The organism is Streptomyces sp. NPDC048436 (assembly GCF_043200355.1).
GTDB lineage: Bacteria > Actinomycetota > Actinomycetes > Streptomycetales > Streptomycetaceae > Streptomyces.
The window spans coordinates 657,957-681,101 of sequence record NZ_JBICXP010000004.1 but is presented as its reverse complement, the minus strand read 5'-3'; the positions used below and the strand labels follow the sequence as shown (position 1 = coordinate 681,101).

Sequence of the window (23,145 nt, the reverse complement as noted above, 5' to 3'; positions counted from 1 at the left end):
CTGTCAGTCCCGCTCAGTTCCGCTTAGTTCTGTCGGCTCAGCCCTGCCGACAGAGCTCACAACGCATCAGGCCCACGCTCGCCGGTCCGCACCCGGACCGCCGTCTCGACCGGGACGCTCCAGACCTTTCCGTCCCCGATCTTGCCCGTTCGAGCGGCCTTCACCACGACATCCACGAGTTGTTCGGCGTCGTCGTCCTCGACCAGGACCTCGATCCGGATCTTCGGTACGAGGTCGACGGTGTACTCCGCGCCACGGTAGACCTCGGTGTGACCGCGCTGGCGGCCGTAGCCGCTGGCCTCGGTGACGGTCAGGCCCTGGACGCCGAAGGCCTGGAGGGCTTCCTTGATCTCGTCGAGCCGGTGCGGCTTGACGACCGCGGTGATGAGCTTCATGCGTCCACCTTCTTGTCCTTCTCGTTCGCAGCCTTCCCGGTGTCCTGGACCGGGGCGGGCACCGTGGTGCGGGGGGCCGTGCCGCCACCCGCTCCACTGAAGTCGTACGCGGTCTCGGCGTGCTGCACCTGGTCGATGCCGCCCACTTCCTCGTCCTCGCTGACCCGCATCCCGATGGTCTTGTCGACCAGGAAGGCGAGGATCGCGGAGGCGATCAGGGAGTAGGCGAGTACGGCGCCGACACCGGCGGCCTGCTTGCCCAGCTGTTCGAGGCCGCCGCCGTAGAAGAGGCCCTTGGCGTCGGACTGGACGCCGCCCGTGGCGAAGAAGCCGACGAGCAGCGAGCCCGCGACACCGCCGACGAGGTGGACACCGACGACGTCGAGGGAGTCGTCGTAGCCGAACTTGAACTTCAGGCCGACGGCCATGGCGCAGAGCAGACCGGCGATGGCACCGATGGCGATCGCGCCGAGCGGCGAGCAGGAGCCGCCGGACGGGGTGATCGCGACGAGACCGGCTACGGCACCGGATGCGGCGCCGAGCGTGGTGAACGCGCCGTGCCGGATCTTCTCGTAGGCGAGCCAGGCCAGCATGGCCGCGGCGGTGGCGACCTGCGTGTTCAGGAACATCATCGCGCCGACGCCGTCGTCGTTGCCCAGCCACGATCCGGCGTTGAAGCCGAACCAGCCGAACCACAGCAGACCGGCGCCGAGCATGACGAGCGGCAGGCTGTGCGGCCGCATCGGGTCCTTCTTGAAGCCGACGCGCTTGCCGATCACGAGGATCACGCCGAGCGCCGCGGCACCGGCGTTGATGTGCACGGCCGTGCCGCCTGCGAAGTCGATGACCCCGAGCTCGAAGGCCCAGCCTCCGGTGCCCCACACCCAGTGCGCCACCGGGAAGTAGACGACCGTGGCCCACAGGGTCACGAACAGCGCCCAGGCGGTGAACTTCACGCGGTCCGCGAGGGCGCCGCTGATCAGGGCGGGCGTGATGATCGCGAACATCAGCTGGAAGACGGCGAAGACATACACCGGGACGGTGTAGCCGTCCCACAGTTCGGTGAGGCCTATGCCGCTCAGACCGACGTAGTCGGAGGACCAGCCGAAGAGGCTGCCGTGGTCGGTGCCGAACGCGATGGAGAAGCCGTACAGCACCCAGAGGATGGTGACGATCCCCAGGCTGATGAAGCTCATCATCAGCATGTTGAGCGTGCTCTTGACGCGGACCATGCCTCCGTAGAAGAAGGCGAGTGCTGGCGTCATGAGCATGACCAGGGCGGAACAGATGAGCATGAACCCTGTGTTGGCGGCAGACAGCTGCGGGGCGTCTGCGGCTAGCGTGATGCCTGGGGGCATCGGCGTCTCCTCGTCGTCGTATGCGGCCCGTGCGGGCGGGGCAAACGGGGTGGGCCGTTATGCGCCATGAGATTGGCCCAGCGCCGTTTCAAGGGGCGCCCCTCGATGTTTCGCCGCAGTGACGAAGAGGTCGTACGTGTTACGCGTCCATGAACTGCCGGGTCGGGCGGGGCGCGGTTTCATACCCTGCGCACACCGCACAAACCGGCCGCGGCGGCCATCCGATTGACCTAACGCGGGGGAGCCGAGTCGGGCGGTTCGGGATGGGCCGGCCGCGGCCGGAGTTCTGGTGGGGCGCCGTCAGACCGCCTCGGCGGTTTCGGGCATGTCGATGGCGAGCTGTTCGGTCAGGTGCACGACCTCGGCGACCTCCCCGAAGTCCCGCACGGCAGTGTCCACGGTCTTGCGGAGCCGGGTGTTGACCCGCTCCGAGCGGACCTTCTTGGCGATGGTCAGGGCTTGTCCCGCGAGGACGGTGCTCTGCTCGGGCTCGCGCTGGAGCAGGTGGACCGTGGCCATTCCGATGAGGTTCAGTGCGTACGAACGCTGGTGCTCGGAATCCTTGCCGAAGAGGTCGACGGCGCGCTCCATGACGGGCTCGGCGAGCGAGGCGTACGTGGGGCTGCGGCCCGCTACATAGGCCAGGTCGCGGAACGAGTGGGCGTTCTCGCCGTTCAGCTCGGCCTCGGAGAAGAAGCGGATCCAGTCGGGCTCGGGCTCGTCGAAGTCGGCGGCGTCGGCGAAGGTGTCCTCGGCCATGCGCACGGCCCGTTTGCACTTGCCGGGCTGGCCCATGCTGGCGTAGGCGCGGGCCTCCATCGCATACAGCATGGCCTGGGTGCGCGGGCTGGCGCAGTCACGGCTTCCGTACTGCGCGAGGTGGACGAGTTCGAGCGCGTCGTCGGGCCGCCCGAGGTGGATCATCTGGCGGCTCATGCTGGAGAGGATGTACGAACCGAGCGGCTTCTCGCCCGCTTCCTTCGCGGCGTGCAGGGCCAGTACGAAGTACTTCTGGGCGGTGGGCTGGAGTCCGACGTCGTAGCTCATCCAGCCGGCGAGTTCGGCCAGTTCGCCCGCGACCTTGAAGAGCCGCTTGGCGGTGGCCTCCGGCTGGGGCTCCTGCAACAGGTCCGTCACCTCGTGCAGTTGGCCGACGACGGCCTTGCGCCGCAGCCCGCCGCCGCACTGCGCGTCCCACTGCCGGAACATCACGGTCGTGGACTCGAGCAGGTCGAGCTCCGGCTTGGAGAGCCGGCCGGGCCTGCGGGACGGCGCGGACGGCTCGGGGTCGGCGGCCGGGGTCGTCGGCCCTGGGACCAGCCAGCGCTGCATGGGCTCGATGAGGGCGGGGCCCGCGGAGAGCGCGAGGGAGGCGCCGAGGAAGCCGCGGCGCGCCAGCATCAGGTCACTGCGCGAGAACTCACTGATGAGCGCGACGGTCTGGGGTCCGGTCCATGGCAGGTCGACGCCGGACACGGAAGGCGACTGGTGCGCGGCGCGCAGCCCGAGGTCCTCGACCGCGACGACGCAGCCGAAGCGCTCGGAGAACAGCTCGGAGAGGATGCGCGGAATGGGCTCGCGCGGATTCTCGCCGTCCAGCCAGCGCCGCACCCGGGAGGTGTCGGTGGAGATGTGGTGCGCGCCCAACTGCCGTGCCCTGCGGTTCACTTGGCGCGCCAACTCGCCTTTCGACCAGCCGCTGCGCACGAACCAGGAATTGAGCAGTTCGTTGGGGCGCTTCTCAGCGTTCGCACCACTTCCGCCATTGCCGCCCACTGGAACGCCCCCATCCCTCATGACACTTCTCGCGGTACCACGTCAAGCCCTACCAGAATGCCGCGCATCGCGACCCTCCGTCCGGAGAACGTCACCCATCGAACAGGAACCCGACTTGCCTCCGGCATACCCACGAGTGCACAACACTCGGGGCCCGTGTACTGAAAGTAATCCTACGATCACCCCTCCGGCGAGGGCGATCGCGGAAACGCCACCATTCGCCACCCCTTCGAATGAACTCCCGGGCCGCTACAAGCGATTGACTTGACAGCGGACGACCGACAGTGGGCGAAAGGGAGCACTTAGGGGCGCGCATGACCGAGCGCACTCCCCTGGGGCCACCGGGCGCCGCCACAAAAGCACAGGGTCACGATCCGAGTCCGTCACGTAACCACACCGCGCTCGACCCGTTGGAGGGGGCATGGGCTTCACGATCGGCGGCATCCGGGGGACCGACAAGCCCCGCACCGGTTCACGGCGGCGCGGTCGCGCGTCGGACCGCACATCGGTGGCCGAGTACACCGGACTGTGGGGATGGGCCGCGGTCCCCGGCGCACGCGCTCTGGACGGCCGCTGTTCCTGCGGCGCGGCCGGCTGCGAGGCCCCCGGCGCCCACCCCCTGGAGTTCGCTCCCGAGGTCCCCGCGGGCGCCACGCTCGACGAAGTAACCGAAGCCTGGGCGCAGTTCCCCGGCGCCGCCGTACTGCTGCCGGTCGGGCGTGCCTTCGACGTGATCGAGGTGGCCGAGGCGGCCGGCCGCAGGGCGCTGGTCCGCCTGGAGCGCATGGGTCTTCCGCTCGGCCCGGTGGCGGCAACCCCGGACGGCCGCGCGCACTTCTTCGTCGCCCCCGGGGCCGCCGCCGAACTGCCCCAGCTGCTCTACCGCATGGGGTGGGACGACGCGGGCATCGACCTGCACGGCCTCGGCCCGGGCACGCACATCACGGCTCCGCCCTCCGACCGCGCGGGCCTCGGCCCGGTCCGCTGGCTGCGCGCGCCCGACCTGGACTCGGCGACGCATCCGCCGCAGGCGCGGCTGGTGCTCGGCACCTTGGCTTACGTGGCCCATCGCTCCCCGGCGTAGACACGCCCGCGCACGGAAATGCCCCACCCCGGCTGCACCCCGGGGCGGGGCATTTCTTTCGTACGTGCGGTTCAGCAGCGCCCCGTAAGGGGCGCGGGGCTGTGACATCTGCGGCTCCGCCGCGCGGGCGCGACCAGCCACAACGCACCCGCAGGTGAATCCGGCCTAGTCCCCGATGAGCGCGTCCACAAAAGCCTCCGGCTCGAACGGAGCCAGGTCGTCCGCCCCCTCGCCCAGGCCGATCAGCTTCACCGGCACCCCCAGCTCCCGCTGCACAGCGACGACGATGCCGCCCTTGGCCGTGCCGTCCAGCTTCGTCAGGACGATGCCGGTGATGTCGACGACCTCGGCGAAGACCCGCGCCTGCACCAGGCCGTTCTGCCCGGTCGTGGCGTCGAGAACGAGCAGGATCTCGTCCAGCGGCGCGTGCTTCTCGACGACGCGCTTGACCTTGCCGAGCTCGTCCATCAGGCCGGTCTTGGTGTGCAGCCGCCCCGCGGTGTCGATGAGGACGACGTCGGCGCCCTCCGCGATGCCCTCCTTGACCGCGTCGAAGGCGATCGACGCGGGGTCGCCGCCCTCGGGGCCGCGGACCGTACGCGCGCCGACGCGCTCGCCCCAGGTCTGCAGCTGGTCGGCGGCGGCGGCGCGGAAGGTGTCCGCGGCGCCGAGGACCACGGAGCGGCCGTCGGCGACGAGGACGCGCGCGAGCTTGCCGGTGGTGGTGGTCTTGCCGGTGCCGTTCACGCCGACGACCATCACGATGCCGGGCGTCTCCAGGCCCGACTCGGTCTTGACCGCGCGGTCGAAGTCGGCGCCCTCGCGCGTACCGAGCAGCGCGACGAGCTCCTCGCGCAGCAGGGCGCGCAGCTCGACCGGGGTGCGGGTGCCGAGCACGCGGACGCGCTCACGGAGCCGCTCGACCAGTTCCTGGGTGGGGGCGACGCCGACATCGGCGGTCAGGAGCGTGTCCTCGATCTCCTCCCACGTGTCCTCGTCCAGGTGCTCGCGCGAGAGGAGCGTGAGCAGCCCCTTGCCGAGCGCGTTCTGCGAGCGCGAGAGCCGAGAGCGCAGCCGGACCAGGCGGCCTGCCGTGGGCTCCGGGGTCTCGATCTCCGGGGCGACCGGCTCTTCGACGACGACCGGGGCCGATGCCGAGGGCTCGGCGAGCGGGAGTTCCACCTCCTCGATCGTGCGGCGCGGTTCGTCGCGCGGCGTCTCGGCCTCGTCGCCGACGTGCGGCTCGGCCGGAGGGGCGGTGATGGTGGGCGCGGAGGACGGGGCCTGCGGCGGCAGCTGCTTCTTCTTGCGGCTGCCGACCACGAGCCCGCCGAGCGCGCCGATCACGACCACGGCGATGACTACAGCAAGGATGACGATTTCCATAACCCACCCAGTATCAGCCATGAAAGGTGGGGAATCGCAGAAGGTGCGAACCCGTGACGGTACGCGTATGAGTCATCACGACCCACCTGAGCCCGGCTGGCATATCCGCCTCTGAGCTGTGCGTCTTCTTCAACCAACAGTGTTTTTACACGTCAGCACGGGGCTGAAGTCGATCCTTCGGCCGCGCTCCACACAATGTGATGGCCGTGCGTGACCTTGCCCTGACCAGCATCGTTCGCAGAACATGCGAATTCTTCGCGATCTATGCGAGGCGGCCCATGGGGCCCATTGATGGATCGGCTCACCTGCATCTGGCGGCCGGCGTACCTCTGCTGCACCCGGAAGATCAGGTTTTCCAGGCGATGCTGGACGGCTGGCGCAACCAGCAGCTGGCCCGCAATCTCAGCTTCGGCACGGTCGAGCAACGGGAAGCGCTCATCCGGCGCTTCCGGGCCTTCACGGGCGCCGACCCGTGGCTGTGGACAGCCGCGCACGTGGACGAGTTCACCACCGAGGCGCGCGGGGTCCGGCGGAACAGCCGCTCGACGGTGCTCGGCTATCAGACCGGGATCAGACTCTTCATGGGCTATCTCACCGATCCTGCCTACGGCTGGTCGACCGAGTGTGAGACGCGGTTCGGCACGCATCCTGTGCAGATCTGCCACGAGTGGAACACCGCCCGACACACCCAGGAAGCCCAGGCCGGGCCCAGCAAGCGAGCCCTCACTCACAACGAATTGCAGGCGCTGTTCGACCACGCCGACGAGCGAGCCGTGGCCGCGCAATCCTCCGGGCGTAAAGGGTGGCTTACCGCCTTCCGCGATGCAACCTTGCTGAAGGTCGCATACGGCTGGGGCTTGCGCCGTAACGAGGTTCGGCACCTCGAACTGTGCGATCTGGGCAGCAATCCCAAGGCGCCGGAGTTCGGCACCTACGGCATCGTCCACGTGCGTTTCGGGAAGGCCATGCGCGGTTCACCGCCCAAGCGGCGGGCCGTGCTGACGGTCCCGTTGTTCGACTGGGCGGCGGACGCCCTCGGGCAGTGGGTCGAGGAGGTCCGTCCGTTGTTCGCAGAGGCTGGCTCCCCCGCGCTCTGGCCCTCGGAACGGGGGAGGTTTCTCAGTCTCTCCTCTGTGACGTCCCTGTTCACGCGCTGCCGGCATGAACTGGGACTGGCGGACGGGCTGGACTTCCACTCGCTGCGGAGGTCGTACGTGTCCCATCTCATTGAGGCCGGTTACGACTCTCTGTTTGTGCAACAGCAGGTCGGCCACGAACATGCGTCGACCACCACGATCTACACACACGTCTCCCCCGATTACCGGGCCCGCACAGTGCGGGCCGCCCTGGACCGTATCGGGCGCCGAGCTGCGGGAGAGGCGCCGTGAACCGCTCAGTGACGTACTCCTGGCGCCTGCGGGAGATCATGGCCGCACGCGGCCTCAACAACATCTCCGACTTGATTCCGCTCCTCAAGGACCGGGGCATCGACCTGTCGGCCTCACAGATCTACCGCCTGGTCGGCCAGCGTCCGGAACGCCTGTCGCTGTCCCTGCTCGGCGCCCTCTGTGACGCACTGGAGTGCAGCGTCGAGGACCTGTGCCAATTCGAGGTACAGACCGCTCAGCAGCCGCGCCGGGCAGCCTCCGGCGGGCCCACGGTCGTCGACCTCAACAGCACCATCCGCCCGCGACGCGCACAAGTACGACGGACTGACTGAGATGCCCCGCTGCAAGAAGCCCTGCGCACGCTGCGGCGTCACCAACGGCCGCTACGGCGTCGCCAAATGGCCCGAAGGGTTCGTCTGTGGCCGTTGCTACTACCGCGCCATGCAGTGCCGCGGCGCCTGTCCCAGCTGCGGCGTCGAGCGACTCCTACCCGGCCTGAACGAAGATCGCATTCCCATCTGCCGCGATTGCGCGGGCATCCCCCGCGATTTCCACTGCACACGCTGCGGGGAAGAAGCCGACCGCGGCCGTCGGGGCCTGTGTCACCGCTGTTGTCTCCAGGACGACCTGGCGGTCCTGCTCGATGACGGCACAGGGCGAATCGCGCGCCCGCTGCAGCCTCTCGTCGACGCCCTAGTCGCCCAGGAACGACCGGTCAGCGCTCGACTATGGACCCGGTACCCACACGTCAAGACGCTCCTGCGCGGCCTGGCAGACGGCAGCCTGCCCCTCGACCACGAGACCTTCGACAACTTCACCCCGCACCAGGCCGCAGAACACGCCCGCGAACTCCTCATCACCACCGGCGTCTTGCCCGAACGCAACCGGGCCGAGGCGGAATTCCTGCGGTGGCTGGAGTGGAAGATGCCTCGGATCGCCGACCCCGACGATCGGCAACTCGTGCGCTGCTTCGCCACCTGGCACCATCTGCGACGGCTGCGTGAGCTTGACGCCCAAGGGATGGTCGCGCCGACCACCGTGGCCCGAGCACGAGCCGACGTCCGCGCCGGAGCCGACTTCCTGACCTGGCTACGAGACCGCGACCGCACCCCGCTGACCTGCTCACAAAGCCACGTGGACGAATGGCTCGCCACCGGCACGGGCACTCGACGCCACGCGGCCACCTTTGTGCACTGGGCGGTACGCACCCGTGTCATGGCCAAGGTCGACTTCCCCTGGATCCGCCACGCAAAGCTCGACTCCATCGGCCAGGACGAACGCCTCGGTCTCCTCCGACGACTCGCCGAAGACAGCTCGATCCGCCTCGAAAGTCGAGTCCTCGGGCTACTCGTCCTGCTCTACGCCCAGCCAGTCACGCGCATCTCCCGCATGAGCGTCGACGACATCCGGATCACCGACGCCGAAGTCACCGTGCACCTCACCGGCGGAGAGCCCCTCCCCGTCCCTCACCCCTTTGACCAGCTCTTTCGCGACTACCTGCCTCAACGACGACACACCACGACCGCCCGAAACGACCGCACCCGCTGGCTCTTCCCCGGCGCCACCCCAGGACAACCGATGGCTCCGGCCACCCTCCACAAAGCCCTATGGAACAGTGACGTCCCCATCCTCCGCGGGCGGAACTCGGCCCTCCGCGAGCTCATCCTGGAGATACCGCCCGCACTCGTTGCCAAGGCACTCGGCTACAGCCCTCTCGCCACCGAGCTTCACGCCGCGGAAGCGGGACGCCCGTGGGCGGGATATGCATCCGTCCGGCGCTACCAGGGCAAACAGCTCCCGATCTTCTGAGTGCCTGTACGAGGGCTGCCGACTGTCTACCTGATCTGGGCTGAGGCCTGCACAACGAAAGAGTTGAGGGACGCCCGTGCCTCGACCGACCTCGTTCGCAGATCTTCGCGGTCTGTTGCGCGGTGAAGAGCACCGATCATCCCAATGGTCTGCTCGGCCCGCGCATGCAGGTTGCCATCGGGTACGAGCAGGCGGAGCTGGTGAACGGCCTGGAAGGCCTGGCCGCGGATCCGGAAGGCTTCCGTTCTGGCTGCTACATGCGCTGGACCGTCCTGTTCCTCGTGCTGCCGGTGCCACCAGTCGTGTTGGCTCCGTATGAATTCGTTGGTCGCAGCGGTGAAGGCGAGGACGGCGCTGCGGCGTTCGCTCCGGTCCGCCACACGCTTCTGGAACTGATGCCCCAGAAGTGAACCGATGAGTGTTCCCGCCACTGCGATAAAGGTCGTAAGTACCTGGCCCACCGCGCTAGTTGACCATGACAACTCCACCATCAACAGGGGAACGTAGCGGCGAGATACCGCGCAGGATCTGAAGCTGCCGCCAGGCAAGAACTCACGACGCCTCAATATGCGACGTCGTCAGTCGGGGCAACAGGGGCCCAGCTTGTGGCTTCCTCCAAAGAACATAAGCTCACAGAGGGCACTACTCGGACTAAAGTACGATGGAGCTCCCCGCATCAACGCGCGTAGAGTCCAACGCGATCACCCCCACGGACGGGTCGCGGCGTTGCGATCCGAGCGAGAGGCACGGACCCACCCCATGAGCACCACCGCCGAAAACGAAGGCGCCCTGGAGACACGCGGCCTCGAGCCCGTCCCCGACTCCGAGCGCACCGGCAGGACCCGCGAGCTGTTCCCCACCTGGGTGGCGGCCAACATCAGCGTCCTGCTGCTCACCATGGGCGCGGGCCTCATCGTGACCAACGGCCTCAACTTCTGGCAGGCCCTGGTCGTCGCCCTCGTCTCGCCCGTCCTGAGTTACGGCATGGTCGGCCTGATCTCCATCGCGGGCAAGCGCGGCGGCTCCCCCGGCATGACCCTCTCGCGCGCGGTCTTCGGCCAGCGCGGCAACCTCTTCCCCGGCTCGCTGATCTGGGTAGCGCGCTGGGGCTGGGAGACGATCAACGCGGTCACGGGCGCGTACGCGATCATCACCGTCCTGGACATCTGCTTCGGCGTGAAGTCCAGCAAGTGGCTGACGGTCGTGACGCTGATCGCCTTCGTCGCCTGTACGTTCGTCATCAGCGGCCTCGGCCGCAAGGTGCTGCACGTCTGCAACACCTGGGCGACGTACCTCTTCGGCGCCTTCAGCATCCTCGTCCTGGTCTACCTCCTGGCCAACACCGCCTGGTCGGACGTCTTCTCGCAGTCCGCGGGCTCCACCGCCTCGATGATCGCGGGCGTCGGCGTGATCGCCGCCGGCGGCATCAGCTGGGTCCCCACGGGCCCGGACTTCACGCGCTACCTCCCGCGCAACGCCTCCAGCAAGGCCCTGGTGGGCAACGCGGTCGGCGGCGCCGGCATCGTCGTCGTCCCGATGGTCCTGATGGGCGCCGTCATGGCGGTCTCCACGCCGAGCCTGTCCAAGGCCTCGGACCCGGTCTCCTTCCTCGGCCAGCTCCTGCCGACGTGGATCGCGGTGCCGTACCTGCTGATGGCCCTGATCGGCATGCTGCTGATCAACTCGATGTCGATGTACTCCGCGGGCTTCACCGCGATGACGCTCGGCATCAAGGTCCCGCGCGCGTGGGCCGTTTCCATCAACGCCGTCATCAGCCTGATCTTCGGCTACCTCCTGATGAACGTGGCCACCAGCTTCATCGGCTCGTTCATCTCCTTCCTCACCCTGCTCGCCGTCGCGTTCTCCGCCTGGATCGGCGTCTTCGGCGTCGACATGCTGCACAGGAAGACGTACGACGCCGAGGCCCTGATGGACACCAAGCGCACCAGCGCCTACTGGTACAAGGCGGGCTTCGCCTGGCAGGCCATGGCCGCGTGGGCGATCGCCCTGGTGGTGGGGCTGCTCTTCACGAAGGTCGACTGGTTCAGCGGCCCGCTCGCCACGTCCTGGGTCGGCCGCAACGGCCTGGGCTGGCTGGCCACGATCGTCATCGCGGCCGCGCTGTACGCGGTGCTCCCCAAGACCCCGGCCCCCGCGGCCCCCTCGGGCAAGGGCAAGGGCGAGGGCGAGACGGAGCTGGTCTCCGCCTGACGCGGACCAACTCCCGCCGGACACTGTTCATCTGACACTACGTCAACTAACGTCCCCCTTCGCCGCCCACGGTGAAGGGGGACGTTTCCCATGCCCGTCACAGTCGTACGTTTCAACCTCGTCGATCCGGATGCCACGCCCACCTCGCTGAGCGAGCGCTACAAGGCCGCCCTGGAGATGGCCACGTACGCCGACGACCGGGGCATCTCCACGATCCAGACCGAGGAGCACCACGGCGTCGCCAACAACTGGCTGCCCTCGCCCTTCACGTTCGCGGGCGCGGTATTCGGCGCGACCCGGCGCATCGCTGTCACGGTCTCCGCGATCATCGGGCCGCTGCACGATCCGCTGCGGCTCGCCGAGGACATCGCCGTACTCGATCTGCTCAGCGGCGGCCGTCTGGTGACCGTGGCGGGGATCGGCTACCGGCCCGAGGAGTACGAGGCCTTCGGCGTCGACTGGAAGCGGCGCGGCAAGCTCCAGGACGAGCTGCTCGACACGCTTCTGAAGGCCTGGACGGGCGAGCCCTTCGAGTTCCGCGGCCGCAGCGTACGCGTCACCCCGCGCCCGCACACCCGGCCCCACCCGCTGCTCCTGGTCGGCGGCTCCTCACAGGCCGCGGCCCGGCGCGCGGCCCGGCTCGGCCTGCCGTTCTTCCCCAGCGCCCATCTGCCGGAGCTGGAGGCCTACTACAACGAACGCCTCGCGGAGTACGGCACCGAGGGCTGGACGATGATGCCCGCCGCCGAGACCCCGCTCCTGCACATCGCGGACGACCCGGACCGCACCTGGGCCGAGCACGGCGAGCACTTCCTGCACGAGGCCCGCACGTACGCCTCCTGGCAGTCCAAGGACATCCGCTCGGCGGTGAAGTCCGCCGCCACCACGGTCGATGAGCTGCGCGCCGAGGGCGTCTACCGCGTCCTGACGCCCGACGAGTGCGTGGCGTACGTCCAGGGCGGCGCCGCCAATCTCGTACTGCATCCGCTCGCCGGCGGGATGCCGGTCGACGAGGGATGGCGCAGCCTGCACCACTTCTGCGAAAACATACTGCCCCGGCTCAAGGAATAGGTCCTTGAACCGGGGCAGCTTCCGCAGAGGAGGGGCAGCGGGGATTAGCCCATCTCCTCCAGGGTCTTGCCCTTCGTCTCCTTGACGAACTTCATGACGAAGGGGATCGAGATCAGGGCGAAGGCGCCGTAGATGATGTACGAGCCGGTCAGGCTCCACTCGGACATGCTCGGGAACGTCTTGGTGATCGCGAAGTTGGCGAGCCACTGCGCGGCCGCGGCGACACCAAGGGCGGCGGCGCGGATCCGGTTCGGGAAGATCTCGCCGAGCAGGACCCAGACGACCACGCCCCAGGAGAGGGCGAAGAAGAGCACGAAGAAGTTGGCGGCGATGATCGCCGTCAGGCCCTGCGCGTCGGGCAGCGAGACGTTGTCGCCGGTGCCGGTGCGGTACGAGAAGGCCCAGGCGCAGGTGAACAGCGCGAGCGCCATACCGGCCGAGCCGATGATGGCCAGCGGCTTGCGGCCGATGCGGTCGACGAAGACCATCGCGATGACCGTGCCGATGATGTTCACGATCGACGTCTCGAACGAGTACAGGAACGAGCTGCTCGGGTCCTTGCCGATCGACTGCCACAGCTGGTTCGAGTAGTAGAAGATCACGTTGATGCCGACGAGCTGCTGGAACACCGAGAGGCCGATGCCGATCCAGACGATCGGCAGGAAGCCGACCTTGCCGAGCAGGTCCTTGAAGGAGGACTTGTGCTCGCGGCGCATGCCCTCCTCGATCTCGCTGACGCGCGCGTCCAGGTCGATCTTGGTGCCCTCGACCTCGCCGAGGACCTTCTTCGCCTCGGTGTTGCGGCCGACCGAGATCAAAAAGCGCGGCGACTCGGGGATGGCGAAGGAGAGCAGGCCGTAGAGGAGGGCGGGGATGACCATGACGCCGAGCATCAGCTGCCAGGCCTCGAGGCCCATCAGCTTGCCGCGCTGGTTGCCGTCCGCCATGTTCAGGATGCCCCAGTTGACCAGCTGGGAGACGGCGATGCCGATGACGATCGCGGCCTGCTGGAAGGAGGCGAGGCGGCCTCGGTAGGCGGGCGGCGCGACCTCGGCGATGTAGGCCGGGCCGATGACGGAGGCCATGCCGATGCCGATGCCGCCGATGAAGCGCCACATCGTCAGGTCCCAGGCCGCGAACGGCAGGGCCGAACCGACGGCGCTCGCCGCGAAGAGGAGCGCGGCGATCTGCATACAGCGGATACGGCCGATGCGGTCGGCGATGCGGCCGGCGATCGCGGCACCGACGGCACAGCCGAGCAGCGCGGTGGCGATGATCCAGCCGAGCATGTTCGCGTCGACGTCGAAGCGGTGCTGGATGGCGACGGTGGCGCCATTGATCACCGAGCTGTCATAGCCGAAGAGGAAGCCACCCATCGCGGCGGCTGCCGTAATGAAGATGACATGGCCGAGATGGTCGGGGTGGGCCTCTCTGCCTTCGGGCTGCGGCACCTTCGTTGTGCTGGTCACATGGACTCCTCGGGCCACCGGCTGCATTGCCGGGGGTGGGGGCGAGCTCTTCAAGTGGCGCACAACTTCGCGCCGCCCACCACCTGAAGGTAAAAGCAACGTTGCAGAGACTATGCCTTCAAGTTTCGAAGTCAATACCTGGGTTCCTGTGATTTTCAGGCACGCATGAGGCTGACTTCGTTCAAGTCTTGAACTTATTGAGCCCGACCGGTGAAGGGTCGGCGCAGGACTGCGACGGGCCGGTGAAGGCCTACCGGAGCCGCTGGGAGATCACCTTCGAGACGCCGTCCCCCTGCATGGAGACGCCGTACAGCGCGTCCGCGACCTCCATCGTCCGCTTCTGGTGCGTGATCACGATGAGCTGCGATGCCTCCTGCAGCTCCTCCATGATGCGGATGAGCCGCTGCAGGTTGGTGTCGTCGAGCGCGGCCTCGACCTCGTCCATCACGTAGAAGGGACTGGGCCGCGCCTTGAAGATGGAGACGAGCAGCGCCACGGCCGTCAGCGACCGCTCACCGCCCGAGAGCAGCGAGAGCCGCTTGACCTTCTTGCCCGGCGGACGCGCCTCGACGTCGACGCCCGTGGTGAGCATGTTGTCGGGATCCGTCAGGATGAGCCGCCCGTCGCCGCCCGGGAAGAGCCGCGAGAAGACGCCCTCGAACTCCCTTGCCGTGTCCCGGTAGGCCTCGGTGAAGACCTGCTCGACGCGCTCGTCGACCTCCTTCACCACCAGCAGGAGGTCGGTGCGTGTCTTCTTCAGGTCCTCCAGCTGCTCGCTCAGGAACTTATGGCGCTCCTCCAGAGCGGCGAACTCCTCCAGGGCCAGCGGGTTCACCTTCCCGAGCTGCTGATACGCCCGTTCGGCGGACCTCAGCCGCTTCTCCTGCTCGCCCCGGACGAACGGCACGGGCCGGTTGCGCGGGTGCGCTGGATCCTCCGGCAGCTCCTCGCCCTCGGCGGCGGGCGAGGGCGGCACGAACTGGTCCGGGCCGTAGTCGGCCACGAGTCCCGCCGGTTCCACACCGAGTTCCTCCAGTGCCTTGGACTCCAGCTGCTCGATCCGCAGCCGCTTCTCGGCACCGAGTACCTCGCCGCGGTGAACTGAATCCGTCAGTTTGTCGAGCTCCGCCTTGAGATCGCGCCCCTGGTTGCGCTCGGCGGCCAGATCCCGCTCCCGCGCCTCCTTGGCGCGCTCGGCGGCGCCGCGCTCCTCCTGGGCCCGTACGAGGGAGACCTCGACGTGCGCGAGCAACTGCCGCGCGCCCCGGGCAACGGCCTCGGCGACCGCGGCTTCGTGCCGCATCCGGGCCTTGCGCTGCTCGGCACGCGCGCGTGCCTCACGTTCGGCGCGCGCGGCCCGGTCGAGCGAGTCGGCACGCCCCGCCAGCCCCTTGACCCGCTCCTCATGCGTACGTACCTGAAGCCTGGCCTCCATCTCGGTCTGCCGGGCATTGGCCCCATCCGCGGCCAGCCGGTCGCGTACCGAGGTGTCGGGCTCCTCCTCGACCGGAGCCTCCTGCGCCACCGCGAGCCGCTCGGCCAGCTCCTCGGCGTCCTCGACCGCCTTGTCCAGCGCCTCCTGCGCCTTGGCCGCGGCTGCCGCACTGCGCTCGGCCTCGCCCGCGGCGCCCCGCGCCTGCCCGGCGAGCGCGCCGAGCCGCTGGGCCACGGACGACTTCTCGCGGTCGGCGGTGCGCCTGCGCTCCCCCAACTCCTCGACGAGCGCGGCGGCTTCCTTGCGCCGCTCGCCGGACTCCTGCTGTACGCGGGCCAACTCATCGCACTCTTCGGCGAGTTGCTCAAGATCGGCGGCGGCCTCGTCGACGGACGCCTGGACTTCGAGCAGGCTCGGCGCCCCGGCAGACCCACCCTGCGCGAAGTGCGCCCCGAGCAGGTCGCCTTCGGCGGTGACGGCGGTGAGCTCCGGCCGGGCGTAGACGAGATCCTCGGCGTCCTCGAGGGTGCCGACGACGACGATGCCCCGCAGCAGCCGCCGCACGGCGGGCATCAGCTCCTGCGGACCGCGCACCAACTCGGCGGCGGAGGGCGGCCCTTCAGCACCGCCGGTACGTACGTCGCCCTCCGCGTCAGGCGCCCCCGCGAGCAGCAGCGCCGCCCGTCCCGCGTCCTGCTTGCGCAGCAGCCGGATGGAATCCGCCGCCGACGCGGGCGTGGCCACGGCGATCGCGTCCGCCGCCGCGCCGAACGCCGCGGCGATGGCGACCTCGTACCCCGGAGCGACCGAAAGGAGTTCGGCGGCCGGGCCGAGCAGCCCCGCCAGGCCGTCCTTCGCGGCGAGCAGCGCTCCCGTCCCGTCCTTGCGGCGCAGGCCGAGCGCGAGCGCCTCGCGGCGGGCGGCCACCGCGGCCCGCTTGCGTTCGGCGGCGGTGGCGGCCTCCCGCGCCGCGGTGAGCGCGCCCTCGGCCTGCGCGAGGGAACGCTTCGCCTCCTCGTGCCGCTCGCCGAGCTCCGCGTCACCGGCGTCGAGCCCGTCGACCTCCGCCTTCAGCTGCTCGTACTCCTCCTGGGCGGCGACCGCGCGCTCCCCCGCCTCGTCCCGCGCCACGGCGAGCCGGTCGATCTCGGCCTGCGCGGACCCTGCCCGCGAACGCGCCGCGTTGACCTGGCCGTGCAGCCGTGCGAGACCCTCACGCCGGTCGGCGATGGCCCGCGCCATGTCCTTCAGGCGGCGTTCCTCGACCGCCAGCTCCCGTTCCAGATCGGCACGGTGGCCGATGGTGTCCTCAAGGGCGTGCTCCGCGGCTTCCAGGGCGGCTTCCAGCTCCGCCTCCTGCTCCCGGATCCGCGCGGCCTCGCGCTCCATGTCCTCGGGGTCACGGCCACGCCGCTCCTCGGGGGGAGCCGCGGTCGCGCTCTTGACCCGGGCGTCGGCGAGCGAGACCGTGCCGCGCACCCGCTCGGCCAGCTGCGACAGCTCGTACCACGTCTGCTGGGCCCGCTGGAGCCGCGGGGCGAGGCGCCGCACCTCACCCTCCAGCTCGGCCTCCCGGTGGAGCGCCTTCTTCAGCTCGGCCTCGGCGGAGTCCTTGCGCTGCTTGAGCGCGGCCTCGTCGGCGACCTCCGTCCGCAGCGCGTTCTGGAGGCGTACGAGATCGTCGGCGAGCAGACGGAGACGGGCATCGCGCAGATCGGCCTGGATGACGGCGGCCCTGCGCGCCACGGCGGCCTGCCGGCCAAGCGGCTTGAGCTGGCGCCGCAGCTCGTCGGTCAGGTCCTGGACGCGGGCGAGGTTGGCCTGCATCGCGTCGAGCTTGCGCAGGGCCTTCTCTTTGCGCTTGCGGTGCTTGAGGACGCCGGCGGCCTCCTCGATGAAGGCGCGGCGCCCCATGGGGTCGGCGTGCAGTACGCCGTCGAGCTGGCCCTGCCCGACGATGACGTGCATCTCGCGGCCGATGCCGGAGTCGGAGAGCAGTTCCTGGATGTCCAGGAGGCGGCAGGTGTCGCCGTTGATCTGGTACTCGCTGCCGCCGTTGCGGAACATGATCCGCGTGATGGTGACTTCGGCGTACTCGATGGGCAGGGCGCCGTCGGAGTTGTCGATGGTGAGGGACACCTCGGCCCGGCCGAGCGGCGGGCGCCCGGTGGTGCCGGCGAAGATGACGTCCTCCATCTTGCCGCCGCGCAGCGACTTGGCGCCCTGCTCGCCCATGACCCAGGACAGCGCGTCCACGACATTGGACTTGCCGGAGCCGTTCGGTCCGACGACGCAGGTGATGCCCGGTTCGAACTTCAGCGTCGTGGCCGACGCGAAGGATTTGAAACCGCGCAGTGTCAGGGCCTTGAGGTGCACGCCGCCGGACTCTACCTTTCACTGACCGTTTCACCCCGGAAGATGCAGGGCACATCAGGTGTAAAGCAAACAGGCTAGCGGCGGCATACCTGTGGCAAGAAAGAAGGGACGCCGAAGCGTCCCTTGCAGTACTGGACAAGCGGCTGCCATAAGCAGCCCGACCACGTGCGTTAACAGGCAGCCCGAAGGGTCGTCGGAGCGTTACGCGAACTGGCGTGACGCAGGACCCCGCGAGGCGAGTGCCTTACTAGTGGGTGGTCAGGTGAGCGCAGGCTCCGCCTGGGGTACGTCGATGCTCTCCAGGAGCGATTCGTGAGAAGCGGCAGCCGCGAGCGCGTCGTTCTCGGCCTGGATCTTGGTGAGCTCAGATTCCAGGTCCTGGACACGCTGCTGGAGCCGTCGCATCTCGGCGAGAAGTCGCGGGTCGGAACCGCCGACGTAACCGAGAAGCGCCTTTGCCATGATGGATGGTCCTCCACAATGAGTGACCGACCGAAGCGGTGTGGGTCGTGAGGGAATCGCACCCGCGGTGCTTGGCACTCGTTGTTTCGTGCTGGGTTTTGCTGGCCGTTCTCACATGCCAAACAGCTAAGGTGCGCGGGGCTTCCAGAGTCTCACCAAAAAGTTTGACGGTCAACACGATCACGCCCCGTATTGGCGGGCGACCCGAGGGCGTGCGGCCGGAGAAACGGCGGCGCTGCCTCTGCTGCGGGGCCCTGGGGGCGTGTCGATCATCCTTACTCCCGGAGCCTGCCACGATGGACCGTTCTTGGCAACCACCAGGTATTTCCTGCCCCGGGCAGTTGCCCCGACCCCGCCTGAGCGAGGCCGCCCGACCGCTCTCCGTCAGCGAATCGCGAACGTCTCGTAGATGCCTCGTGGGGTGTCCCAGATCTCAGTGACACCGTCGACCCTGCCGGGTGTGTCGCCCTCGCGCAGCCAGTCGAGGAGCCCCTGGGCGCCGGCTCGCGCCCCCTCCGCGACGACTTGCACGCGGCCGTCTTCCAAATTGAGAGCAAAACCACTCAGACCCCCGATCTCAAGAGCCTTGGCCCGCGTGAACCAGCGGAATCCCACGCCTTGCACCTGGCCACGCACCCAGGCCGTGAGCCTGACTTCTTCGTTCATGGGTGCACGCTAACCGGCCAATTGCTCTCGTAGCACTTCGTCCCCATGCGCCATCGCGTACAGTCCCGACTCGATGAGCCTCACCCGTATGGGTGAGTCACGTTGACCGCTAGGACGAGGAAGGCCAGGAGATGGGACGCCACCGACGCTCCGGCGCAGGGGGAGCCGCCACCGGCCGCGCCACTGGGGTCTCCGACGTGTACGCGGGCGAGCACGCCGGCGCCCCGGAGCCCCACCCCGCCACCGTGTCGCACCGCCGCAGGGGCCGTGCCACACCGGTGCGCACCGGCCTGCTCGGCGTCTCGGCCGCCGTCGCGATGGGCGCCGTGGCAGTGGCCTCCGGCCTCGTCCCGGGCGCCGACAACTACTCGCTCGGTGGTGGCGGCGAATCGAACAAGGTGCAGTCGGCGAGCACCCCCAGCAAGGTGGCGCCCCAGGGCGGCGACGAAGGCACCGCCGACCGCGAGTCGGCCCCGCCGAGCCGCGGCTCGGGCCGCCCCGACGCCCCCAGCCCCTCCCCCTCGCGGTCCACAGAGAAGCCCTCGGCCGAGCCGTCGAAGAAGCCGTCGACCAAGGCGCCCGCGCCGGAGGCCGAGAAGCAGAAGAAGACGACGCCCCCGAGCCCCTCGCGCACCCCGTCCCAGAAACCGAAGGCTCCGGCGGCGAACGGCTCGCAGTCGCCCTCCGCCGAGCAGGCGGCCGAGGCCGCGGTGCTCACCCTCGTCAACGAAGAGCGGGCCAAGGTCGGCTGCACCCCCGTGCGCGCGGACGATTCGCTGGCCGCCCTCGCCGGGCGGTTCAGCTCGGACATGGCCGAGCGCGGCTTCTTCGACCACACCGACCCGGACGGCGCGACCCCGTGGGACCGCGCCGAGAAGGCCGGGATATCGGACCTGGGCGGCGAGAACATCGCCCGCGGGCAGGCCAATGCCCGGTCCGTGATGGACGCCTGGATGAACAGCCCCGGTCACCGGGCCAACATCCTCAACTGCGACTACAAGACCCTGGGCGTCGGCGCGCACTTCGCGCAGGGCGGCCCCTGGTGGACGCAGGACTTCGGCTTCTAGGAGACGGAACCCCCGAGGGCTAACTTTTCGTTAGCGCAACCCATGAGGTTGCGCTGCGCGGGAGTATGCTGACTGCATGGATCCCACCGCTCAGGCCGAGGGCACCCCGGACGGGGCGTGTACCGAAGGCGTTCAGGACCTGGCGTACGACGTGTTCTCCAAGCAGTGCCCCTCACGCGGCACCCTGGAGCACGTCACCGGACGCTGGGGCGCGCTCACCCTGGGCGCACTGCACGACGGCACGTTCCGCTTCAACGAACTGCGCCGCCGGGTCGACGGCGTGAGCGAGAAGATGCTCTCCCAGACCCTGCACGCGCTGGAGCGCGACGGCCTGGTCCACCGCGACGCACAGCCCACCAACCCGCCGCGTGTGGAGTATCAACTCACGCCGCTCGGCCGGGAGATCACCGATCGCCTGATGGGCCTCATCCACTTCGTGGAGGGCAGGATGGACGGCGTACTCGCGGCGCGCGAACGCTACGACAGCGGCGCGGCCGGCGGCCGCTGACAGCGCGGGCAGAAGTAGCTGGAGCGGTTCATCCAGGGGCGCCGTCGCATGGCCGTACCGCAGCGGCGGCACGGCTCGTCCTCACGTCCGTAGGCGTCGAGCGACCGCTCGAAGTACCCGGACTCGCCGTTCACGTTCACGTACAGGCTGTCGAAGCTCGTCCCGCCGACGGCGAGGGCCGCGTTCATCACATCCCGTACGTGGCCCAGGAGTTGGGCGGTGCGCGGGCGCGTGAACGTTCCGGTGGGCCGCTCGTAGTGCAGCTTCGCCCGCCAAAGGGCCTCGTCCGCGTAGATGTTGCCGACACCGCTGATCAACGACTGGTCGAGCAGGGCGCGTTTGATCGTCGTACGACGGCGGCGCAGCGCGGTGTGGAAGGCCGCGTCGTCGAACTCCGCGTCGATCGGGTCGCGTGCGATGTGCGCGATGACGTCGGGCAGGCCGTCCGGGGTGTTCTCGTGCAGCGAGAGCCCGCCGAAGGTGCGCTGGTCGACGAAGCGCAGCTCGGTGCCGAGCTCGTCGGCGAACCGCACCCTGATCCTCAAGTGCTTCTCGTCGGGCGCCTCTTGGGGCTGCACGAGCAGCTGCCCGCTCATGCCCAGATGGGCGAGGATCGAGGTGTTGCTCTCCTCGACGGGCAGCCAGAGATACTTCCCGCGCCGCATCGCCATACCGATGTGCTGCCCCTTGAGGCGGTACGCGAAGTCGTCACCGCCCGCGAGATGCCGCCGCACGGCACGCGGATGCAGCACCTCTACGTCGGCGACGGTCCGATGGGCCACCCAACGCTCCAGACCACGCCGGACGACTTCGACCTCGGGCAGCTCGGGCATGAGGACTACTCCGGGGCAATCGGGTGGGGGGCGGGAAAAATACCGCGAAGCGGCGAAAATGGCTGGTGCCGGCCACCCAACAGGGCGACCGGCACCAACAGTAAAGCGACTGTCAGGCAGAGGGGGCTTCTGCGCCCTCGTCAACCTTCACAGCAGCGGTAGCGGTAGCGACTTCCGCCGCCTTGATCCGCTCATCCGCGGCAGCGCGAATCTCGCGCCACGCGGACTCCGCGGCCTGCTGCTCCGCTTCCTTCTTGCTGCGGCCGGTGCCGGTGCCGTACGAGACGCCTCCGACGCGGGCGGCAGCAGTAAAGGTCTTCTCGTGGTCCGGGCCGCTCTCCGTGACGAGGTACTCGGGAACACCGAGGCTCTCGGTCGCGGTGAGCTCCTGGAGGCTGGTTTTCCAGTCCAGTCCCGCACCCAGGTTCGAGGACTTTTCGATCAGCGGGTCGAAGAGCCGGTGCACCAGCTCACCCGCCGCGTCCAGACCCTGGTCCAGATAGACGGCGCCGATCACCGCTTCAAGGGTGTCGGCGAGAATGGATGCCTTGTCCCGGCCACCCGTACCCTCTTCACCCCGGCCGAGCCGGATGAAGGAGCCGAGTTCGAGGCCTCGACTGACCTCCGCCAGCGCACGCGAATTGACCACCGCGGCCCGCAACTTGGCCAGCTGGCCTTCGGGCAGGTCGGGGTGGGTGCGATAGAGCGTGTCCGTGACGACGAGTCCAAGCACCGAGTCCCCGAGGAACTCGAGCCGTTCATTCGTCGGCAGACCGCCGTTCTCGTACGCGTACGAACGGTGGGTCAGCGCACGCACCAGAAGGGCGGACTCGAGTACGTACCCGAGCCGCCCTTCCAAAAGCGTGTGGGACGAGGCCGTGTTCTCCGCCTGCTTCTTGGCGTTTTCCGCCTTGGCGTCATCCGCCGTTTTGTGGCTAGACACGGTGCCTCTCACCAGCCGCTCAGACCTCGAGGACCTGGCGCTTGTTGTACGTGCCGCAGCTGGGGCACGCGATGTGCTGCAGCTTCGGCTCGTGGCAGCGCTCGCACGCGACCAGGTTGGGGACCGCAGCCTTCCACTGCGACCGGCGGTGGCGCGTGTTGCTGCGCGACATCTTCCGCTTCGGAACAGCCACGGCTACTTCTCCTGCTTCTCGTCGACGCCGGCTTCGGCGCCGCTCACGTCGTCCTTCTCGCCGTCCTGGATGGTCCCGGCGAGTCCCTGCAGTGCCGCCCAACGGATGTCGAGGGCGTCATGGTGGTGCTCCGGGTCGTCCGCGAGCCGTGCTCCGCACTGGGAACACAGGCCCGGACAGTCGTCCCGGCACACCGGCTGCATCGGCAGTGCGAGCACTACCGCGTCACGCAGCACAGACTCGAGGTCGAACAAGCCGTCCTCGAGATAGAGCCTGTCCTCGTCGTCCTCGGCGTCGTCGGCCGGTTCCGCTGTGCGGCCCCGGTCGTCGGCGTCAGGGTACGAGAACATCTCCTGGAAGTCCGCTTCCACCTCAAGCTTCAGCGGCTCCAGACACCTTACGCACTCCCCCTCGGCCGACGCACGGGCGGTGCCTGTGACAAGCACCCCTTCCATGACCGACTCAAGGCGGATCTCCAGCTCGACCGGGGCGCCTGCCGGCACTCCGATGACCCCTTCGATACCGAAACCGCCCGGCGAACCGGGGGCCTCGACGGAACGGGTCAGCCGCTGCAGCGCACCGGGCCGCCGACCCAGCTCGTGTGTGTCGAACACGAGAGGGTTGCGGTGGTCAAGGTGAGCACTCAGGGCTTTTCCTGCTTTCGAATCCTGGAAGTTCAATGAGGGCCGTCCCCGTCATGAGCTGTGCTCATGAG

Annotated in this window: 21 protein-coding genes; 9 read left to right on the top strand and 12 right to left on the bottom strand. The window is 68.8% G+C overall.

Features of this window, described 5'->3' with window-relative positions; genetic code table 11:
* Positions 1-56: 56 nt before the first annotated feature.
* The 3 genes from ACGFX9_RS17930 to ACGFX9_RS17920 all read right to left on the bottom strand — a co-directional run bounded on the left by ACGFX9_RS17930 (position 57) and on the right by ACGFX9_RS17920 (position 3,529).
* Complete coding sequence (locus tag ACGFX9_RS17930) at positions 57-395, bottom strand: P-II family nitrogen regulator (RefSeq protein ID WP_249587501.1); 339 nt, start codon at positions 393-395, stop codon at positions 57-59.
* Positions 392-1,753, bottom strand: a complete 1,362-nt coding sequence (locus tag ACGFX9_RS17925; protein ID WP_393472135.1) for an ammonium transporter — start codon at positions 1,751-1,753, stop codon at positions 392-394. The genes ACGFX9_RS17930 and ACGFX9_RS17925 overlap by 4 nt, the downstream gene beginning before the upstream one ends.
* Before the next feature lie 300 nt (positions 1,754-2,053).
* The gene (locus ACGFX9_RS17920; RefSeq protein ID WP_393472132.1) at positions 2,054-3,529 is read right to left on the bottom strand and encodes a hypothetical protein; all 1,476 of its coding nucleotides are present in this window, start codon (positions 3,527-3,529) and stop codon (positions 2,054-2,056) included.
* Positions 3,530-3,950: 421 nt separating this feature from the next.
* On the opposite strand from ACGFX9_RS17920, the gene ACGFX9_RS17915 reads away from it, so the two are divergent.
* A complete protein-coding gene (locus ACGFX9_RS17915) occupies positions 3,951-4,613 on the top strand; it encodes a bifunctional DNA primase/polymerase (RefSeq protein WP_393472129.1) in 663 nt (220 codons plus the stop codon).
* Between the two features lie 165 nt (positions 4,614-4,778).
* On the opposite strand, the gene ftsY is transcribed toward ACGFX9_RS17915, so the two are convergent.
* Positions 4,779-5,999 carry a signal recognition particle-docking protein FtsY gene (gene ftsY / locus ACGFX9_RS17910; RefSeq protein ID WP_393472127.1) on the bottom strand — a complete coding sequence of 407 codons (1,221 nt, stop codon included), beginning with the start codon at positions 5,997-5,999 and terminating at the stop codon, positions 4,779-4,781.
* 206 nt (positions 6,000-6,205) lie between these two features.
* On the opposite strand from ftsY, the gene ACGFX9_RS17905 reads away from it, so the two are divergent.
* The 6 genes from ACGFX9_RS17905 (at position 6,206) to ACGFX9_RS17880 (ending at position 12,478) form a co-directional block, all read left to right on the top strand.
* Positions 6,206-7,387, top strand: coding sequence for a tyrosine-type recombinase/integrase (locus ACGFX9_RS17905; RefSeq protein ID WP_393472124.1), 1,182 nt, complete (start codon positions 6,206-6,208; stop codon positions 7,385-7,387).
* Complete coding sequence (locus ACGFX9_RS17900) at positions 7,384-7,719, top strand: helix-turn-helix domain-containing protein (RefSeq protein WP_393472121.1); 336 nt, start codon at positions 7,384-7,386, stop codon at positions 7,717-7,719. The genes ACGFX9_RS17905 and ACGFX9_RS17900 overlap by 4 nt, the downstream gene beginning before the upstream one ends.
* A 1-nt stretch (position 7,720) precedes the next feature.
* Positions 7,721-9,196 carry a hypothetical protein gene (locus ACGFX9_RS17895; RefSeq protein WP_393472119.1) on the top strand — a complete coding sequence of 492 codons (1,476 nt, stop codon included), beginning with the start codon at positions 7,721-7,723 and terminating at the stop codon, positions 9,194-9,196.
* A 122-nt stretch (positions 9,197-9,318) separates the two neighbouring features.
* Complete coding sequence (locus tag ACGFX9_RS17890; RefSeq protein WP_393472117.1) at positions 9,319-9,606, top strand: hypothetical protein; 288 nt, start codon at positions 9,319-9,321, stop codon at positions 9,604-9,606.
* A gap of 349 nt (positions 9,607-9,955) precedes the next feature.
* The gene (locus tag ACGFX9_RS17885; protein ID WP_393472114.1) at positions 9,956-11,407 is read left to right on the top strand and encodes a purine-cytosine permease family protein; all 1,452 of its coding nucleotides are present in this window, start codon (positions 9,956-9,958) and stop codon (positions 11,405-11,407) included.
* A 90-nt stretch (positions 11,408-11,497) separates the two neighbouring features.
* Entirely contained in the window at positions 11,498-12,478 is a 981-nt protein-coding gene (locus ACGFX9_RS17880; RefSeq protein WP_393472111.1) for an LLM class flavin-dependent oxidoreductase, read from the top strand.
* A 44-nt stretch (positions 12,479-12,522) separates the two neighbouring features.
* On the opposite strand, the gene ACGFX9_RS17875 is transcribed toward ACGFX9_RS17880, so the two are convergent.
* The 4 genes from ACGFX9_RS17875 to ACGFX9_RS17860 all read right to left on the bottom strand — a co-directional run bounded on the left by ACGFX9_RS17875 (position 12,523) and on the right by ACGFX9_RS17860 (position 18,886).
* Positions 12,523-13,974: a sugar porter family MFS transporter gene (locus tag ACGFX9_RS17875; protein ID WP_393472531.1), complete on the bottom strand. Its 1,452-nt coding sequence runs from the start codon at positions 13,972-13,974 to the stop codon at positions 12,523-12,525.
* Positions 13,975-14,197: 223 nt separating this feature from the next.
* Entirely contained in the window at positions 14,198-17,758 is a 3,561-nt protein-coding gene (smc, locus tag ACGFX9_RS17870) for a chromosome segregation protein SMC (RefSeq protein WP_393472107.1), read from the bottom strand.
* Positions 17,759-18,016: 258 nt separating this feature from the next.
* A complete protein-coding gene (locus tag ACGFX9_RS17865; protein ID WP_393406156.1) occupies positions 18,017-18,220 on the bottom strand; it encodes a hypothetical protein in 204 nt (67 codons plus the stop codon).
* Positions 18,221-18,604: 384 nt separating this feature from the next.
* Complete coding sequence (locus tag ACGFX9_RS17860) at positions 18,605-18,886, bottom strand: acylphosphatase (RefSeq protein WP_393472102.1); 282 nt, start codon at positions 18,884-18,886, stop codon at positions 18,605-18,607.
* 131 nt (positions 18,887-19,017) lie between these two features.
* Here ACGFX9_RS17860 and ACGFX9_RS17855 point away from each other — a divergent pair, with 131 nt between their 5' ends.
* Positions 19,018-19,953, top strand: a complete 936-nt coding sequence (locus ACGFX9_RS17855; RefSeq protein ID WP_393472099.1) for a CAP domain-containing protein — start codon at positions 19,018-19,020, stop codon at positions 19,951-19,953.
* A 76-nt stretch (positions 19,954-20,029) separates the two neighbouring features.
* Positions 20,030-20,461, top strand: coding sequence for a winged helix-turn-helix transcriptional regulator (locus ACGFX9_RS17850; protein ID WP_393472096.1), 432 nt, complete (start codon positions 20,030-20,032; stop codon positions 20,459-20,461).
* Here the strand turns inward: ACGFX9_RS17850 and mutM are convergent.
* The 4 genes from mutM to ACGFX9_RS17830 all read right to left on the bottom strand — a co-directional run bounded on the left by mutM (position 20,431) and on the right by ACGFX9_RS17830 (position 23,077).
* Positions 20,431-21,294 carry a bifunctional DNA-formamidopyrimidine glycosylase/DNA-(apurinic or apyrimidinic site) lyase gene (gene mutM / locus ACGFX9_RS17845; RefSeq protein WP_393472094.1) on the bottom strand — a complete coding sequence of 288 codons (864 nt, stop codon included), beginning with the start codon at positions 21,292-21,294 and terminating at the stop codon, positions 20,431-20,433. The two genes, ACGFX9_RS17850 and mutM, sit on opposite strands and share 31 nt — an antisense overlap.
* 112 nt (positions 21,295-21,406) lie before the next feature.
* Positions 21,407-22,249, bottom strand: coding sequence for a ribonuclease III (gene rnc / locus ACGFX9_RS17840; protein WP_393472092.1), 843 nt, complete (start codon positions 22,247-22,249; stop codon positions 21,407-21,409).
* A 7-nt stretch (positions 22,250-22,256) separates the two neighbouring features.
* The gene (gene rpmF, locus ACGFX9_RS17835; protein WP_073491177.1) at positions 22,257-22,430 is read right to left on the bottom strand and encodes a 50S ribosomal protein L32; all 174 of its coding nucleotides are present in this window, start codon (positions 22,428-22,430) and stop codon (positions 22,257-22,259) included.
* A 2-nt stretch (positions 22,431-22,432) separates the two neighbouring features.
* Positions 22,433-23,077, bottom strand: a complete 645-nt coding sequence (locus ACGFX9_RS17830) for a YceD family protein (protein ID WP_393472528.1) — start codon at positions 23,075-23,077, stop codon at positions 22,433-22,435.
* Positions 23,078-23,145 lie beyond the last annotated feature (68 nt).

Excerpts from the sequence above, each read along its gene's own strand:
- ACGFX9_RS17930 (WP_249587501.1), bottom strand. The coding sequence starts at position 395 with ATGAAGCTCATCACCGCGGTCGTCAAGCCGCACCGGCTCGACGAGATC.
- ACGFX9_RS17925 (WP_393472135.1), bottom strand. The coding sequence starts at position 1,753 with ATGCCCCCAGGCATCACGCTAGCCGCAGACGCCCCGCAGCTGTCTGCC.
- ACGFX9_RS17915 (WP_393472129.1), top strand. The coding sequence starts at position 3,951 with ATGGGCTTCACGATCGGCGGCATCCGGGGGACCGACAAGCCCCGCACC.
- ftsY (WP_393472127.1), bottom strand. The coding sequence starts at position 5,999 with ATGGAAATCGTCATCCTTGCTGTAGTCATCGCCGTGGTCGTGATCGGC.
- ACGFX9_RS17895 (WP_393472119.1), top strand. The coding sequence starts at position 7,721 with ATGCCCCGCTGCAAGAAGCCCTGCGCACGCTGCGGCGTCACCAACGGC.
- ACGFX9_RS17885 (WP_393472114.1), top strand. The coding sequence starts at position 9,956 with ATGAGCACCACCGCCGAAAACGAAGGCGCCCTGGAGACACGCGGCCTC.
- ACGFX9_RS17880 (WP_393472111.1), top strand. The coding sequence starts at position 11,498 with ATGCCCGTCACAGTCGTACGTTTCAACCTCGTCGATCCGGATGCCACG.
- ACGFX9_RS17875 (WP_393472531.1), bottom strand. The coding sequence starts at position 13,974 with ATGCAGCCGGTGGCCCGAGGAGTCCATGTGACCAGCACAACGAAGGTG.
- ACGFX9_RS17865 (WP_393406156.1), bottom strand. The coding sequence starts at position 18,220 with ATGGCAAAGGCGCTTCTCGGTTACGTCGGCGGTTCCGACCCGCGACTT.
- ACGFX9_RS17860 (WP_393472102.1), bottom strand. The coding sequence starts at position 18,886 with ATGAACGAAGAAGTCAGGCTCACGGCCTGGGTGCGTGGCCAGGTGCAA.
- ACGFX9_RS17855 (WP_393472099.1), top strand. The coding sequence starts at position 19,018 with ATGGGACGCCACCGACGCTCCGGCGCAGGGGGAGCCGCCACCGGCCGC.
- ACGFX9_RS17850 (WP_393472096.1), top strand. The coding sequence starts at position 20,030 with ATGGATCCCACCGCTCAGGCCGAGGGCACCCCGGACGGGGCGTGTACC.
- mutM (WP_393472094.1), bottom strand. The coding sequence starts at position 21,294 with ATGCCCGAGCTGCCCGAGGTCGAAGTCGTCCGGCGTGGTCTGGAGCGT.